The organism is Mycolicibacterium flavescens, from assembly GCF_001722335.1.
GTDB classification, from domain to species: domain Bacteria; phylum Actinomycetota; class Actinomycetes; order Mycobacteriales; family Mycobacteriaceae; genus Mycobacterium; species Mycobacterium flavescens.
This window is the reverse complement of the sequence record NZ_MIHA01000017.1, coordinates 51,426-65,879: the sequence shown is the minus strand read 5'-3', so window position 1 is coordinate 65,879 and position 14,454 is coordinate 51,426. Positions and strand designations below refer to the sequence as shown.

The 14,454-nt window shown below is 67.8% G+C and carries 14 protein-coding genes; 5 read left to right on the top strand and 9 right to left on the bottom strand.

Annotation, left to right across the window (positions count from 1 at the left end):
• Nucleotides 1-7 precede the first annotated feature (7 nt).
• The 5 genes from BHQ18_RS20960 to BHQ18_RS20940 are packed head-to-tail and all read right to left on the bottom strand — an operon-like array spanning nt 8 to nt 6,172.
• On the bottom strand, nt 8-1,162 hold the full coding sequence (locus BHQ18_RS20960; protein WP_069415570.1) for a CaiB/BaiF CoA transferase family protein: 1,155 nt from the start codon (nt 1,160-1,162) through the stop codon (nt 8-10).
• On the bottom strand, nt 1,155-2,078 hold the full coding sequence (locus BHQ18_RS20955) for an SDR family NAD(P)-dependent oxidoreductase (protein WP_069415569.1): 924 nt from the start codon (nt 2,076-2,078) through the stop codon (nt 1,155-1,157). Before BHQ18_RS20955 ends, BHQ18_RS20960 begins: the two co-directional genes overlap by 8 nt.
• Nucleotides 2,071-3,939 (bottom strand): flavin-containing monooxygenase, encoded by a 1,869-nt coding sequence (locus BHQ18_RS20950; protein ID WP_069415568.1) that lies wholly within the window; start codon nt 3,937-3,939, stop codon nt 2,071-2,073. Before BHQ18_RS20950 ends, BHQ18_RS20955 begins: the two co-directional genes overlap by 8 nt.
• Nucleotides 3,940-3,942: 3 nt before the next feature.
• Nucleotides 3,943-5,316: an aromatic ring-hydroxylating oxygenase subunit alpha gene (locus BHQ18_RS20945; protein ID WP_069415567.1), complete on the bottom strand. Its 1,374-nt coding sequence runs from the start codon at nt 5,314-5,316 to the stop codon at nt 3,943-3,945.
• A gap of 10 nt (nt 5,317-5,326) precedes the next feature.
• On the bottom strand, nt 5,327-6,172 hold the full coding sequence (locus BHQ18_RS20940; protein WP_069415566.1) for an SDR family NAD(P)-dependent oxidoreductase: 846 nt from the start codon (nt 6,170-6,172) through the stop codon (nt 5,327-5,329).
• Between the two features lie 138 nt (nt 6,173-6,310).
• On the opposite strand from BHQ18_RS20940, the gene BHQ18_RS20935 reads away from it, so the two are divergent.
• Genes BHQ18_RS20935 through BHQ18_RS20915 form a run of 5 tightly spaced genes read left to right on the top strand, consistent with a single transcriptional unit; the run spans nt 6,311 to nt 12,435 of the window.
• Nucleotides 6,311-7,912: an SMP-30/gluconolactonase/LRE family protein gene (locus BHQ18_RS20935; RefSeq protein WP_069415565.1), complete on the top strand. Its 1,602-nt coding sequence runs from the start codon at nt 6,311-6,313 to the stop codon at nt 7,910-7,912.
• Nucleotides 7,909-8,646, top strand: a complete 738-nt coding sequence (locus tag BHQ18_RS20930; RefSeq protein ID WP_069415564.1) for a GntR family transcriptional regulator — start codon at nt 7,909-7,911, stop codon at nt 8,644-8,646. Before BHQ18_RS20935 ends, BHQ18_RS20930 begins: the two co-directional genes overlap by 4 nt.
• 2 nt (nt 8,647-8,648) lie before the next feature.
• Nucleotides 8,649-10,190, top strand: a complete 1,542-nt coding sequence (locus tag BHQ18_RS20925) for an AMP-binding protein (protein WP_069415563.1) — start codon at nt 8,649-8,651, stop codon at nt 10,188-10,190.
• A gap of 20 nt (nt 10,191-10,210) precedes the next feature.
• A complete protein-coding gene (locus tag BHQ18_RS20920; protein ID WP_069415562.1) occupies nt 10,211-10,990 on the top strand; it encodes an SDR family NAD(P)-dependent oxidoreductase in 780 nt (259 codons plus the stop codon).
• Complete coding sequence (locus BHQ18_RS20915; protein ID WP_069415641.1) at nt 10,987-12,435, top strand: acyl-CoA synthetase; 1,449 nt, start codon at nt 10,987-10,989, stop codon at nt 12,433-12,435. The genes BHQ18_RS20920 and BHQ18_RS20915 overlap by 4 nt, the downstream gene beginning before the upstream one ends.
• A gap of 297 nt (nt 12,436-12,732) precedes the next feature.
• On the opposite strand, the gene BHQ18_RS20910 is transcribed toward BHQ18_RS20915, so the two are convergent.
• Genes BHQ18_RS20910 through BHQ18_RS20895 form a run of 4 tightly spaced genes read right to left on the bottom strand, consistent with a single transcriptional unit; the run spans nt 12,733 to nt 14,404 of the window.
• Nucleotides 12,733-13,113: a glyoxalase superfamily protein gene (locus BHQ18_RS20910; protein ID WP_069415561.1), complete on the bottom strand. Its 381-nt coding sequence runs from the start codon at nt 13,111-13,113 to the stop codon at nt 12,733-12,735.
• 4 nt (nt 13,114-13,117) lie between these two features.
• On the bottom strand, nt 13,118-13,555 hold the full coding sequence (locus BHQ18_RS20905) for a type II toxin-antitoxin system Rv0910 family toxin (RefSeq protein WP_069415560.1): 438 nt from the start codon (nt 13,553-13,555) through the stop codon (nt 13,118-13,120).
• Between the two features lie 2 nt (nt 13,556-13,557).
• Nucleotides 13,558-13,821, bottom strand: coding sequence for an antitoxin (locus BHQ18_RS20900; RefSeq protein ID WP_069415559.1), 264 nt, complete (start codon nt 13,819-13,821; stop codon nt 13,558-13,560).
• A 10-nt stretch (nt 13,822-13,831) separates the two neighbouring features.
• The gene (locus BHQ18_RS20895; protein WP_084294205.1) at nt 13,832-14,404 is read right to left on the bottom strand and encodes a sigma-70 family RNA polymerase sigma factor; all 573 of its coding nucleotides are present in this window, start codon (nt 14,402-14,404) and stop codon (nt 13,832-13,834) included.
• Nucleotides 14,405-14,454 lie beyond the last annotated feature (50 nt).

The following is a 14,454-nucleotide window of genomic DNA, read 5'->3' as shown; positions in this document are numbered from 1 at the left end:
TCCACGGCTACGCCCTCTCCGACGCGGTCAGGCCGAGTTCGGCCAGCACGTCTTCGGTGTCGGCGCCCAAGTCCGGCGCGGGGCCCGCGACCTTGCCGGGGGTGCGGGAAAACCAGGTCGGCACACCGGGAAAGCGCACCTTCCCGTGCTGGGTGTCGACGGTCTCGAACAGCCCGACCGCGTTGAGGTGTTCGTTGTCGAACAGCGCGTCGGGGGTGTTCAGCGGCGCGGCCGGGATCTCGAGTTCCCGGAACAGGTCCAGCCATTCGGCGGTGGTGCGCTCCTTCATCGTCTGGGCCAGTAGGCCGTAGACGGCGTCGATGTTGTGCGCCCGCTGTTCCAGGGTGGCGTAGGTGCTGTTGTTCCACGCCGGTTTGACCGCGTCGATGAACGCGTTCCAGTGTTTGTCGTTGTAGATCAGCGCGGCGACGTAGCCATCGCTGGTCTCGTACGGTGTGCGGTTCGGCGCGACCGTGCGCGGATAGACCGCCGGTCCCAGTGGGGGGTCGAACATGGCGCCGTTGGCATGTTCGACCAGCATGAAGGATGCCATGGTCTCGAACATGGCGACCTCGACCTCTTGGCCCTCGCCGGTGCGTTCGCGGTGGAACAGCGCCATCGTGGTGGCGTAGAGCGCGGTCAGGCCGGCGACCTTGTCGGCCATGATGGTGCCGACGTAGTCCGCTTCGCCGGTCAATTGCTTCTGCACGGCGGGTAATCCGGATTCGGCCTGGATGGTGTCGTCGTAGGCGGGGCGGTCACGGTCGGGTCCGCGGCGGCCGTAGCCGTAGCAGTTAGTGTAGACGATGGCGGGGTTGATCGCGGCGACGGCGTCGTACCCGAAGCCCAGTTTGGCGACCGCCTTGGCGCGCATCGAGTGGATGAACACGTCGGCGCGTCCGATCAGTGCCCGCAGTGCCGTCTTGCCCGCGTCGGTCTGCAGGTCGAGTACGACGCTGCGTTTGCCGCGGTTGACATTGACGAACACCCCGCTCATTCCCGGCGCGGGCCCGACCGAGATGAACCGGGTGTTATCCCCCTGCGGCGGTTCGATTTTGATGACCTCGGCACCCATGTCGGCCATGATCTGGGTGCAGTACGGTCCCATCACCATCGCGGTGAGGTCGACGACACGTACGCCGGAGAGCGGGCCGCTAGGCATGCACGGCCCCCTGTTTGGCCATCGCGAAGCTGTACCGGATGTGGTCGTTGTGGCCGTCGGGAACGACGGGGAAGACCACGGGGTCGGTGGTGTCGCGGATCGCGCTCAGCTGTTCGCCGACCTGCTCGATGGTCCACGACGGCTGGTACACCCCGGGGGTCTCGGCGACCACCGCGCGCGCGACCCGGCCGGCCAGCGCGATCATCACTTCGCCGGTGATCGAGCAGGTTTCGTGAGCCAGCCAGCCGACTGCGGGGGCCACCAGGTCGGCACCCATCGGCGGGTAGGCCGACGTGTCGAGGCCTTCGGCCATCCGGGTCACCGCCGCGGGCACGATCACGTTGCTGACCACGCCGTGCGCGGCGCCCTCCATCGCAGCGACGTTGGACAGCCCGATCACCCCCGCCTTGGCGACGGCGTAGTTGGCGACCTCGTGGTTGCCGTAGAGGCCGCCGATCGACGACGTCAGCACGATGCGGCCGTATCCGGCGTCGCACATCAGCGGGAACGCCGGCCGCACAACGTGGAACGCGCCGCGCAGGTGCACGTCGAGCACGGCTTCGAAGTCGTCGTAGGACATCTCCCTCAGCGGTGCCCGCCGGACGTTGCCGGCGTTGTGGATCAGGATGTCGATGCGCCCGTACCGTTCGACGGCGGTCTCGACGATGGCCCGGCCGCCGTCGGGGGTGGCCACCGAGTCGGTGCTGGCGACGGCTTGTCCACCGGCGTCGACGATTTCGCGCACCACGTCGGCCGCGGGTCCGGTGTCCGAACCGTCACCGGCGAGGCTTCCGCCGGCGTCGTTGACCACGACCTTGGCGCCGCGACTGGCCAGCAGCAGCGCGTACTCGCGGCCCAGGCCCCGACCGCCACCGGTGACGACGGCGACACGACCGTCGAAGCCCAGGTCAGCCACGGAGTTCCAGGCCCTCCAGGTTGCCGCTGTCCCGCCACCCGGCGATGAGTTCGTCGAAGGCGTAGAAGCCCGGCGAGTAGAAGTCACCGAGGAACGCTCCGTTGCCTTCGGCGCCGCCGCGGCCCTCGTTGTTGTAATAGCCGGGAGTGCAGGACAGTTCGAATGCCGAGTTGTCGATCGCCAGTTCGCGGACGGTCGCGACCCAGTTGTCCTGCCCCTCCTGGGAGGGTTCGACCGTGGTCGCTCCCCGCTTCTGCGCCTCGGCGATGAGGTAGGCGATGTGCTTGGCCTGCTGCTCGAACATCGCGGTGGTGTTCGCTGACACGCCGCCCTGGATGAATCCCATGAAGAACTGGTTGGGGAATCCGCGGCTGGTCATGCCGTGCAGCGTCTTGTAGCTGTCCTTCCAGTGGTCGAACAGCGACAGCCCGTCCCGGCCGACGATGCGGTCGATCGCGTAACGGCGGCTGATCTCCGTGGAGATCTCGAATCCGCTCGCGAAGATGACGCAATCGACCTCGTACTCTTCGCCGTTGGCGACGATGCCCTTCTCGGTCAGCCGCTCCACCCCCTTGGTGGCCGACACGTCGACCAAGGTCACGTTGGGCCGGTTGAACGTGGTCAGGTAGTGCTCGCTGGAGGTCGGGCGCTTGCACATGAAGCGGTAGTACGGCTTGAGCGCTTCTGCCGTCGCGGGATCCTCCACGACGGCTTCCACGCGGCGCCGCAGCCGCTCCATGATCTTGTAGTCCTCTTCTTCCCGGAAAGCCATGATCTGTTCGACGGTGACCGACGCGGGATCCTCGAGGGCGCCGATCCGCGCGGTCAGATTGCGCCCGAGCTCAGTCCAGAAGTCGCACACCAGGTCCGGCTCGCCGAACACCACGCCGACGAACGGCGACCAGTTGTGGAAGTTCCGCTTGCGTTCCTCCTGCCACCCCGGCTGCAGCGACGCGGCCCACTCCGGATCGGTGGGGGTGTTGACCCGCTCGTCGACCGAGGACGGCGTGCGCTGGAAGACGAACAGGTGCTGGGCGTCCCGGCCGAGATGGGGCACCAACTGGATACCGGTCGCCCCGGTGCCCACCAGCGCCACCCGCTTGTCCGCCAGCTTGTGCAGGCCGCCGTCGGCGTTCCCGCCGGTGTACTCGTAGTCCCAACGCGCGGAGTGGAATACGTGGCCTCCAGCAGCCCGGTAGTCCTTGATGCCCGGGATGCCGGGCAGCTTGGGACGGTTGTAGGAGCCCTGCGCCATCACCACGAACCGGGCCCGGATGTCGTCGCCGCGGTTGGTGCTGATCCGCCACCGCCGCAGCGCGTCGTCCCAGTGGAGTTCGCGGACCTGGGTCGAGAACAGCGCGCCGTCGTAGAGACCGAACTGCTTTCCGATGTTGCGGCAGTGCTCGAAGATCTCGGCGCCGTCGGCGAACTTCTTGCTCGGCATGAAGTCGAGCTCTTCGAGCAGCGGGATGTAACAGTATGCGTCGTTGTCGCATTGGATTCCGGGGAACCGGTTCCAGTACCACACGCCCCCGAAGTCGCCGGCCATCTCGATCACCCGGATCCCGGTCACTCCGGCCTTCGTCAGGTACGCCCCGGCCAGAAGTCCGGAAAAACCGCCGCCGAGAATAACGACCTCGACGTCCTCGGCGATCGGGTCACGCTCGGTGACCGTCGTGTACGGGTCGACTTCGTAGAACTCGGCGAACTCGCCCTCCAGTTCCAGGTACTGCGAGCCGCCTTCGGGCCGCAGCCGCTTGGCGCGTTCCTGTGCGTACTTCTCGCGCAGCGCGTCGATGTCGATGTCGTCGGGCGTCTGAGTCGGCCCGCAGGTGTCGGGCCTCGAATCGGACAAAGTCATCGGTCAGAGTTCTTTCGGTTCGCCGGTGCCCATGTACTTGGACAGTTGGTAGTGCAGGTTCACGGTGCTGCGTTCGCGGTACGGGTTGGGCCTGGTCCCGGGGAAGCCCAGCGACTTCATGCCCTGCTGCACCGCCGCCATGTTCGAGAAGTCCTGCGGCAGCACCGAAAGCCAGTTCGGGCTGTCCTTGGGGGTGTACTCCCACTGTGTCTGGGGCTCTTGGCCTTTCGGGAACAGCTCCAGGGTGGCGACTTCGAAGATGCACTTGTTCGGGTCGTAGCTCGGATGCGGTCTGGCGCTGTAGCACAGCGCGGTGGTCAGACCCTGACCGACCTGGAAGTTGGGGAAGATCTGCCACGCCGTGCCTGCCTGCCCGAGGATGTCGGGCGGAATGGTCGGCCACACGACGCCGCGGGCCTCGTCGTCACGCCTGGCCGACGCCAGCCAGTGCTCGAGCACCTTGTCGGGCGGGGTGCCCTCGGGCAGTTCGTCGACCAGCCGCTTGGCCGCGTTCACCAGCGTCTCGGTGGTGGTGGCGTTGGTCTGCTCCCAGGTGTACATCTGCATCTCGGCGGTGGAGACGCGGGGGTCGTCGCCGGTGCCCAGCCGGATCTTGGACTTGGTGGCCTCCATGTCCTTTGGCGCGTCGTACCCGATGTTGCTGTGCCTGCCCTGCGCCTTGGCCCAGCCCTTGAACTCGCCGAACTTGTTGAACTCCGGGTGCGTGGTGAACACGTGGTAGGTCTCGTTGAAGGCCTCCAGCGCGACCTTCCAGTTGCAGTCGAAGTACAGCCATTTGCGCCACTTGTAGCGCATGTTCTCCAGCCCGAACGGGTCGAGGATCTTGGCGGCCGGGAACAGGTAGTCGGCCAGCGGTTCGCAGTCGGGGTCCATGTTGATGAACAGCCAGCCGCCCCACGTGTCGACCTGGACCGGGACGAGGTGGGTGTTCTGCGGTGTGAGTGCGCCGTTCCAGTCGTCCTGTTCGCGGATGTGGGTGCACGCACCGTCGAGACCGTATGTCCAGCCGTGGAATCCGCAGACGAACGACTTGCGGGCCCGCCCGCAGGCGTTCTTCGCGCCCTCGGGGGTGTCGACGAGGCGGCGGCCGCGGTGCATGCACACGTTGTGGTGGGCCCGAAACTCGTTCTCACCGGTGCGCACCACGATGATCGAGTCGTCGAGGATGTCGTGGGTCAGGTAGCTGCCCACCTCCGGCAGGTCCTCGACGCGGCCCACCTGCTGCCAGACCTTGCGCCACAACTTGTCCCGCTCGGCGCGCGCGTACTCCTCGGAGACGTAGGCGTCGACCGGTATCGTCATCGGCTGCGAAAGCTCTTCGAGCGCTTCGGTTTGACGGTCCTGCGTATCGGTCATTGAGAACTCCTTAGAACCGGCTGATCTCTGCGCGGAAGGTGTCGTCTTTGAGGAACAGCGACGTGTTGTCGGCGCCGACGTGGGTCCACTTCAGGTTGAGCCCGCCGTCGACGAGCAGCGTCTGCCCGGTGATGTAGCTCGACAGGTCCGAGAGCAGGAACAGAATCGCGCCGGCCTGCTCCTCCGGGCGCCCGCGTCTGCCCATCGCGATCGCGCGGCGGTCCCGGTCGGGATCGACGTCGACGTAGGTGCGCGACGCGGCGGTCTCGGTCACCCCGGGGGCGACCGCGTTAACGCGGATGTCGTCGAGCGCCAGTTCGACGGCCATGGTCCGGGTCATCGCGACGACGGCGGCTTTGGCCGTCCCGTAGGCGATGTGGAACGGCGCGGTGTTCATCCCGCTGATCGACGAGATCGACACGATCGAACCCGGTTTACCGGCGCCGCGGATCTCGGCGGCGACGGCCTGGCTCATGAAGAACGCGGTCTCGAGGTTCGCGGTGAACAACGCCCGCCAGTCGTCGCGCGTCACGCGGGTCGAGGGCATCCACGTCGACGGCGCCGCACCGCCCGCGATGTTCACCAGCCCGTAAAGGTCACCGTCCAGCGCCCGCGCCCGGTCGAGCACCGCGGCGATGCCGTCGTCGGTGGAGGCGTCGGCGGCGACCGGATGCACCGCCAGGCCCCGTTCGGCCAGCGGTCCGATGTGTTCGTCGAGGTTGTCCTGCGACCGGCTGACTGCCACGACCGTGGCGCCGGCCTCGGCCGCCATACGGGTCACGGTGGTGCCGATCCCGCCGCCTCCCGCACCGGATACGACGACGATCCGACCGTCCAACCTCAGAAGATCGTCCATCCTATTTGTCCGGACAATAAATGGTGCTCTCCATGTTGCAGAACACTATTCCCCAGCGTCAATCCGCCCGTCAAGGGCCGGAGGCGGCGTACTGCTGCCTATTGTCTGGACTAGCCGGCCTTGCTACCGTCCGAGGTCATGACGCATTCGGCGACCCGTCAACCTTCCCGCTACCCGGAGTGGAATCCGGCAACCGCCGAAGGGTGGCGCGTCGAGCGGTTGACCACACCCAGCCGGCTGTTCGGCGCCAACGGCCTGCGCACCGGTCCGGACGGCCGTGTCTACGTCGCCCAGGTCACGGGCAGCCAGATCAGCGCGCTCGATCTGGACAGCGGCGACCTGGACACCGTCAGCGCCAAGGGCGGCGACATCGTCAGCCCCGACGACGTGGCGTTCGACTCCGCGGGCAATCTGTTCGCCACCGAGGTGATGGAGGGACGGGTCAGCGTCCGCGACGCCGCCGGCCGCACCCGGGTGCTGCGCGACGACCTGCCGTGCGCGAACGGCATCACCGTGCACGGGGACCGGCTCTTCGTCAACGAGTGCCGCGACGGCGGCCGGTTGATGGAACTCGACCGCGCCACCGGCGCCCAGCGGATCCTGTTGGAGAACCTGCCGTCGCCGAACGCGATGGAGGTCGGCCCGGACGGTCTCCTGTACTACCCGCTGATGACGGCCAACGAGATCTGGCGCATCGACCCCGCGGGCGGCGAGCCGCAGCGGGTGGCCGCCGACCTCGGCGTGCCCGACGCGGTGAAGTTCGACGCGCAGGGCAACCTGGTCTCGACGCAGGTGGCCAGCGGCCAGGTGCTGCGCATCGACCCGCGCACCGGCGACAAAACGGTTCTGGCGCAACTGCACCCGGGTATCGACAACTTGACGTTCGCCGGTGACCGGCTGTTCGTGTCGAACTTCACCGGCGAGATCACCGAGATCCTCGGGACCGGTGAGACCCGTGCGCTGCTGACCGGCGGGCTGAACTGGCCGCTGGATCTGGCGGTGGCCGGCGACGGCAGGCTCTACGTCGCGGACGGCACCTACTTCTACACCGTCGGCGACGACGGAGCACTGCACACCGTCGGGATGCTGTTCTCCCCCGGCTATCCCGGCTTCCTGCGCGGGTTGGCGCCGGTCGACGGCGGGGCGTTTGTCGTCGCCACCTCCGGCGGACAGATCGCCCGGTACCGGCCCGCCGACGGTGAGACCGACTATCTGGCAGACGGTTTCGACCAGCTCTACGGCGTCGCGGTGGGCCCGTCGGAGGAGATCGTGTTCACCGAACTCGGCACCGGGCGGGTGCACGCGCTGCGGTCGGGCACACCCGAGGTGCTGGCCACCGAGCTGCGGGACCCGGTCGGTGTGGTGTTCGATCCCACCGGCCGTCCACTGATCGCCGAATCCGGTGCGGGACGGGTGGTTTCGGTCGGCGACACGACCGACACGGTGGTCGACGGTCTGCAGCGCCCGCAGGGCCTGGCGGTCGCGGACGGGACGCTCTACATCGTCGACGCCGGCGCCAAAGAGGTGCTCGCGGTGGATCTGGCCACGGGTGCGCGTACGACGATCGCGTCGGGGTTGCCGGTGGGCCCGCCGCCGGGGGTGCAGCCCAAGCCGCTGAAGGGCATGCCGCCGTTCTCCGGGCCGCAGGGACCGTTCGCCGGGATCACCGTCGGCCGCGACGGCACGCTGTATGTGGCGGCCGACGGTGAGGGCAGCGTGCTGGCGCTGCGACGCACATGACCGTCAGCTCGACCGACCACCGCTACCTTCAGGTGGCCCGCACGCTGCGCAAGGAGATCGTCGACGGGATCTACCCGGTCGGTTCGCAGCTGCCCACCGAACAGCAGCTGTGCGAGCGGTTCGCGGTGAGCCGCTACACGGTTCGCGAGGCGCTGCGCCGGCTGCGGGAGGACAACCTGATCGCGTCGCGGCCCCGCGCCGGCACGCTGGTGGTGCCGCGGCCCACGACGAACTCCTACGCCCAGGACGTCGTCTCGATCGACGATCTGCTGGCGTTCGCGGCGGGCGCTCAGCTGGCGATCGAGTCCAACGCGATGGTGACCGTCGACGAGGCGGCGGCCGCGCGCACCGGCCTGGAGGTCGGGTCGCAGTGGCTGGTGGTCCGGGGATGCCGGCGCGCCGAGGGCGACGACACCCCGGTGTGCACGACCGAGTACTACATCAACCGGGCATTCGCGGCGGTGGGGCGTCTGCTGCAACGACATTCGGGGCCGATCTTCCCGCTGATCGAGGACCTGTTCGGGGTCAGCATCGTCGAGGTGCACCAGGAGATGGCCGCCGTCACCGTCACCCCCGAACTCGCCGCGGCGCTCAACGTCACCGCGGGCACGGCGGCGCTGGAGATGCGGCGCTCGTACACGACGTCCGACGGTGAGGTCGCGCAGGTGACCGTCAACACCCACCCGTCGTCGCGGTACCGGCATTCGATGACCATGCGCCGGGTCAAGGGCTAGCCGTGCGGGTCGACGAGGCACGCAGCGCCGACGCCTACCGGCGCGGGCTGTGGGTGCACGAGACGCTCGCCGACGCGCTGCGCGATGCCGCGGCCACCATGCCGGACCGAACGGTGGTGGTGGACGGCGATGTTCGGCTCAGCTGCCGTGAACTGCACGAGCAGGCGGTCGCACTCGCGGGGGCCCTGTCGAGCAGGATGCCGCCCGGCAGCGTGGTGTCGTTCATGCTGCCGAACTGGTATGAGGCCGCCGTCATCTATCTGGGTGCGACGCTGGCGGGCATGGTGGTGAACCCGATCCTGCCGTCCCTGCGCGACCACGAGCTGGGATTCATCCTCGGCGATTCGGACTGCCGGGCGGTGTTCGTGCCGTCGACGTTCAACAACCACGACTACGCCGCGATGCTCGACCGGGTCGTCGCGGCGATGACCGAACCGCCGGAGGTCGTCGTCGTCCGCGGCGAGACCGGTGCGCACACACCGTACTCATCCTTGTTCAGCGGCGGCACGGCGGTGTTGCCGGTACTCAACGCCGACAGCGTCCGCATGATCCTGTACACCTCCGGGACCACCGGGCGCCCGAAAGGTGTTCTGCACACCCACAACTCGATCCACGCGCTGATCCGTCAGATCGGCGAGCACTGGCGGGTGACCGCCGGCGACACGTTCCTGGTGCCATCGCCGATCGCGCACATCGGCGGGTCGATCTACGCGTTCGAGTGTCCGCTGCTGCTGGGCAGCACGGCGGTGCTGATGCAGCGGTGGGACCCCGACGCCGCCGTCGACCTGATGCTCGGCGAACGCGTCACCCACATGGCGGGGGCGACACCGTTTCTCGACGGGCTGCTCGCCGCCGCCCAGCGCGCCGACACGCGGCTGCCGGATCTGAAGGTGTTCATCTGCGGCGGCGCGTCGGTGCCGCCGTCGCTGATCCGCAGGGCCGCCGAGTATTTCGAAGCCGCCGCGGTGTCGCGGGTATACGGTTCGACCGAGGTGCCGGTCACCACCGTCGGCGCGCTCGGCGACATCGAGCACGCGGCCGACACCGACGGCAGGCCGGGCATCGCAGACATCAAGCTGGCCGGCGACGAGATCTGTGCGCGCGGACCGCAGATGCTGGTCGGCTACCTGCACCTGGAGGACGAGACCGCCGCGTTCGACGACGAAGGCTACTTCCGCACCGGCGATCTCGGCCGCTGGGTCGACGGCGACCACCTCGTGGTCACCGGACGCGCCAAGGACATCATCATCCGCAACGGCGAGAACATCTCCCCCAAGGAGATCGAGGACATTCTGATCGGACATCCCGGCGTTGCGGAGATCGCGATCGTCGGCGTGCCCGACGAGCGCACCGGCGAGCGGGCCTGCGCCGTCATCGTGGCGACCGACGAACCGCCGCCGGATGTCGCGGGTCTGCGGGCGATGCTCGAACAGCACGGGGTGGCCCGGTTCAAGGCGCCCGAACAGGTGGCGGTGTGGGAGTCGTTGCCCAAGAACGACGCCGGAAAAGTGTTGAAACATCGGATTCGAGCGGCCCTGACATGACCGCGGACGCAAGGAGCGAAATGGTCCGAGTAGCAATTGTGACGGGCGCCAGCAGCGGGATCGGCTTCGGCTGTGCGACCAAGCTCGCCGAGATGGGGATGGCGGTGCTGGGCACCGGCCGCGACGCGGAACGACTCGCCGGGCTCGATAAGGCCATCGGTGATCGGGACCGGGTGGCGACGGTCGCCGTCGACCTGACCGCCGACGACGCGCCGCAGCGGATCGTGCAGGCGGCGCTGGACCGGTGGGGGCGCATCGACTTCCTGGTCAACAACGCCGGGGTCGGCAGCCCGAAACCGTTGCACGAGACCGACGACGACAGCCTCGACTACTTTCTGGGACTGATGCTGCGGGCGCCGTTCCGGTTGGCCCGCGACGTGATCGCGCACATGGAGTCCGGTTCCGGGATCGTCAACGTGACATCGACGTTCGCGGTGGTCGGCGGGTTGCGGGGCGGCGCGTACTCGGCGGCCAAGGGCGGGCTGACGTCGCTGACGCAGCACATCGCGTGCCAGTACGGCCCGCGGGGGATCCGGTGCAACGCGGTGGCGCCCGGCGTCACGCTCACGCCGATGGTCGCGACGCGCCTCGAGGACGAACGGTTCCGCAAGATCAACACCGAGATGACGCCGTACCCGCGGCTGGGTGAGGTGAACGACATCGCGAGCACGGTGGCGTTCCTGTGCTCGGACGGCGCGAGTTTCATCAACGGCCAGACGATCGTCGTCGACGGCGGCTGGAGTTCGACGAAGTACCTGTCCGACTTCGCGCTCAACGCGGAGTGGGTGGCGCGGCCGTGAACCTGTTCGCGCTGCTGGATCAGGCCGCGAGCCGGTTCGGTGACCGCGGCGCGGTGTATCTCGGTGACCGGCAGGTGCTTTCGTGGAGCCAGTTGCGGGACCGGTCGTTGCGGCTGGCCGCGTCGCTGGGTGCGCCGGGCACCCGGGTCGCGGTCGCCAGCGAGAACCGGCCCGAGATCGTCGAATTGATGTTCGGGGTGTGGGCGGCCGAATGCGTGTACGTCCCGATCAACTACAAGCTGCACCCGCGCGAGATGATGCAGATCCTCGAGGACTCCGGGGCCGAGGTGGTGTTCGCGTCGCCGAAGATCGCGCCGACGCTGAATGTTCCGGCCGAGGTGATCGGCTCGTCGTCGTACGAGGACCGCTTCGCCGGTGCACCGTCGGCTCCCCCGGTGACCGATCCGCAGACACTGGCGTGGCTGTTCTACACCAGCGGGACCACCGGCAAGTCCAAGGGCGCGATGCTGTCGCACCGCAACCTGATGGCGATGACGGTGTCGCATCTGGCCGATTTCGACGACCCGGACGAGAACTGCAGCCTGGTGCACGGTGCGCCGATGTCGCACGGTTCGGGTCTGTACGTCCCGCCGTATGTGCTGCGCGGTGCGCGGCAGGTGATCCCGGAGTCGGCGGCGTTCGAACCCGAGGAGTTCCTCGACCTGTGCGAGCACCACCCCGGCTGCAGCGCGTTCCTGGCGCCGACGATGGTGCAGCGCCTGGTGCAGACCGGGCGCTCGTGCCCGGCCAACCTGCGGACCATCGTGTACGGCGGCGGCCCGATGTACGTGGAGAGCCTGAAGAAGGCGCTGGCCGCGTTCGGGCCGGTCTTCGTGCAGCTCTACGGTCAGGGGGAGGCGCCGATGACGATCACGGGTTTGCGGCGCGGCGATCACATCGACACCGACGATGCGGCGCTGGGTTCGGTGGGCTACGCCCGTTCGGGTGTCGACGTGGCGGTGTGGCGCGAGGACGACACACCCGCCGCGGTCGGTGAGATCGGCGAAATCGTCTGCCGCGGAGACGTTGTCATGTCCGGCTACTGGAAGAACCCCGAGGCGACCGCCGCCACGCTGCAGAACGGGTGGCTGCGCACCGGCGACATGGGTTCGTTCGACGAGCGGGGCTATCTCACGCTGCGCGACCGTTCCAAAGACGTCGTGATCAGCGGCGGCAGCAACATCTATCCGCGCGAGGTTGAAGAGGTGCTGCTCGAACATCCCGGCGTGGTCGAGGCCGGCGTCGTCGGGGCACCCGACGAGGAGTGGGGCGAGGTGGTGGTCGCGTTCATCGTCGGGTCGGTGACGGCCCAGGAACTGGACGCCCATCTGCTCGAGCGCATCGCCCGGTTCAAGCGGCCGAAGCGCTACGAGTTCATCGACGAACTGCCGAAGAACAGTTACGGCAAGGTGCTCAAGCGGGCGCTGCGCGAGCGCCTACGCTGAGTCGCGGGTGTTGCTGGGCGGTCGCTCAGCGGTGGCGGCTGAGTGTTCTTCAGCCAATCGCTGACACCACTTGACCAGTGCACCGGTGTGATCGAAGCAACAAAGCCACCACCCGAAAGGCAGTGATGCCGCGATGCCGTCAGAACCATGAACAAGACCTTCGCAACCGCATCAAAGCCGAGCGCCGCCCCCACCGGCCACCTCTAACGGTCAGAACCCCACGGCGCGAGCATGTTCCGCCCGCTCCCGCCAACGCGCCGAATTCATCGCCGAAGAGGAACGCCAACGCCAGGCGAACTACGAGCCCCCACCGCTTCGAGAACCGTTGTCGCAGAAGCGCAGTTGGTTGCCGAACGGATCGGTGACATCGATGGTCAGGCCCCAGGGCTCACGCTCGAGGCCGGGGCGCGCGAACGCGTAATCCTTGGCGGCGAGTTCGGCGTGGAACTCCTCGATGCCGCGCATCGGCAGGAACACGGCACTGCCGGGTGTGCCGTCACCGTGGTGCTCGGAGAGATGAATGACCAACTCGGAGCGACTGATCTGCATGTAGAGCGGCATGCCCGGTTCGAAGCGGTGCTCCCAGTCGGTACTGAAGCCGAGGTAGCCGAGATAGAACTCGTCGGCCTTGGCGCGGTCGAACACCCGCAGGATCGGGATCGCGCGTTCGAACCGCATGGGCTCAGGCCGGCGCGAAGATCGCCTTGAAGCGGTTCAGCGACTGCTGGATGTCGCCCTTGAGCGCACCGGCGACCACCATCCCGATCGGGCCGAACAGCGCCGGCCCGCCCAGGTGCACGTCGAACGTGACCGTCGACCCCTCACCGGAGGGTTTGACCTTGCCCATCAGCTTGACCTTGACGCCGCCCTTGCCGTCGCCGTTGAGCGTCATCGCCTCCGGCGGCCGGTAGTGCACGATGGTCCACTTGATCCGGTTCGGCATCCCCTTGACCTCGACGATGGATTCGAGCGTCGCGCCCTTCTCCAAGGTCTCGGGCAGCTTGCTGCGCCACACCCGGTGGATGCTCAGCCACTCCTTGTACCGCGCGAGGTCAGACGCGCACGCCCAAGCCTTCTCCGGCGGCAGTGGGACGTCGACGGAGACCGAGAGTTTGGCCATCGCTACGAGGTAGGAGGCGCGGTGGGCGGCTGCTGCTGAGGCGGCTGAGGCGGCTGAGGCGGCTGTTGCGCCTGCTGCTCCGGGGGCGCGCCCTGCGGGTTGTCCTTGGTGACGTAGTTGCGGGCCGCGTCCTGCGCCTTATCGACGTGTTGCGCGTATTTGCCCTGTGTCTTCTGGTCGAAGAAGTCGCCCGCTTTGTCGATCGCGCTGCCGGCCTTGTCGGGATTCTTCGACACCCAGTTCTTCAGCTTGTCCACAAACGACATGGATCGCAGCCTACCGCCCGCGGTCGCCGCCGAGACAGGGGTCGCGCCGTACACCCGCCAGTTCGCGGCGCATCTGTCGCCGAGCTCGGTGCAGCCGCGACATCACGGTGCCCACCGGAATGCCCATCAGATCCGCCACCTCCCGGTACGAGCGATCCTCGACGTCGGCGTAGTAGAGGACCAGGCGATGCTCCTCACTCAGCGCGGCCAGCGCGTCCATCACCGCAGGGTCGGGCATGTTCTGCAGCACGCGGTCCTCCGCGGAGCTCAGCTGATCACGGCCGGCCCGGTGGACGACGGCACTCTCGCTGACCAGCCCGTCGAACACTTCGCAGGGCCTGCGCTCGGAGCGCCGGTGGGCATTGATCCACTGGTTCCTCATGATTCGGTACAGCCACGCTTTGAAGTTCGTTCCGGCTTCGAACGATCGGTAACCGGCGTAGGCGTGCATCAACGTGTCCTGCACCAGATCCTCGGCGTCGGCCTGACTTCGGGTGAGGAGCCGAGCCCGCCCGGACAGCGCACCGATCACACTCTCGACATCGCTTTGGAATCGAACATGGTCGGCAAGCGTCTGCGTCATTCACAAAGCCTGCCGTTCACAGGCGAGCTTGTCGGCGGGGTTAGCCTCCG

Coding starts and splice junctions, on each gene's coding strand:
- BHQ18_RS20960 (WP_069415570.1), bottom strand. CDS start 1,162: ATGCCTAGCGGCCCGCTCTCCGGCGTACGTGTCGTCGACCTCACCGCG.
- BHQ18_RS20950 (WP_069415568.1), bottom strand. CDS start 3,939: ATGACTTTGTCCGATTCGAGGCCCGACACCTGCGGGCCGACTCAGACG.
- BHQ18_RS20945 (WP_069415567.1), bottom strand. CDS start 5,316: ATGACCGATACGCAGGACCGTCAAACCGAAGCGCTCGAAGAGCTTTCG.
- BHQ18_RS20940 (WP_069415566.1), bottom strand. CDS start 6,172: ATGGACGATCTTCTGAGGTTGGACGGTCGGATCGTCGTCGTATCCGGT.
- BHQ18_RS20935 (WP_069415565.1), top strand. CDS start 6,311: ATGACGCATTCGGCGACCCGTCAACCTTCCCGCTACCCGGAGTGGAAT.
- BHQ18_RS20930 (WP_069415564.1), top strand. CDS start 7,909: ATGACCGTCAGCTCGACCGACCACCGCTACCTTCAGGTGGCCCGCACG.
- BHQ18_RS20920 (WP_069415562.1), top strand. CDS start 10,211: ATGGTCCGAGTAGCAATTGTGACGGGCGCCAGCAGCGGGATCGGCTTC.
- BHQ18_RS20910 (WP_069415561.1), bottom strand. CDS start 13,113: ATGCGGTTCGAACGCGCGATCCCGATCCTGCGGGTGTTCGACCGCGCC.
- BHQ18_RS20905 (WP_069415560.1), bottom strand. CDS start 13,555: ATGGCCAAACTCTCGGTCTCCGTCGACGTCCCACTGCCGCCGGAGAAG.
- BHQ18_RS20900 (WP_069415559.1), bottom strand. CDS start 13,821: ATGTCGTTTGTGGACAAGCTGAAGAACTGGGTGTCGAAGAATCCCGAC.
- BHQ18_RS20895 (WP_084294205.1), bottom strand. CDS start 14,404: ATGACGCAGACGCTTGCCGACCATGTTCGATTCCAAAGCGATGTCGAG.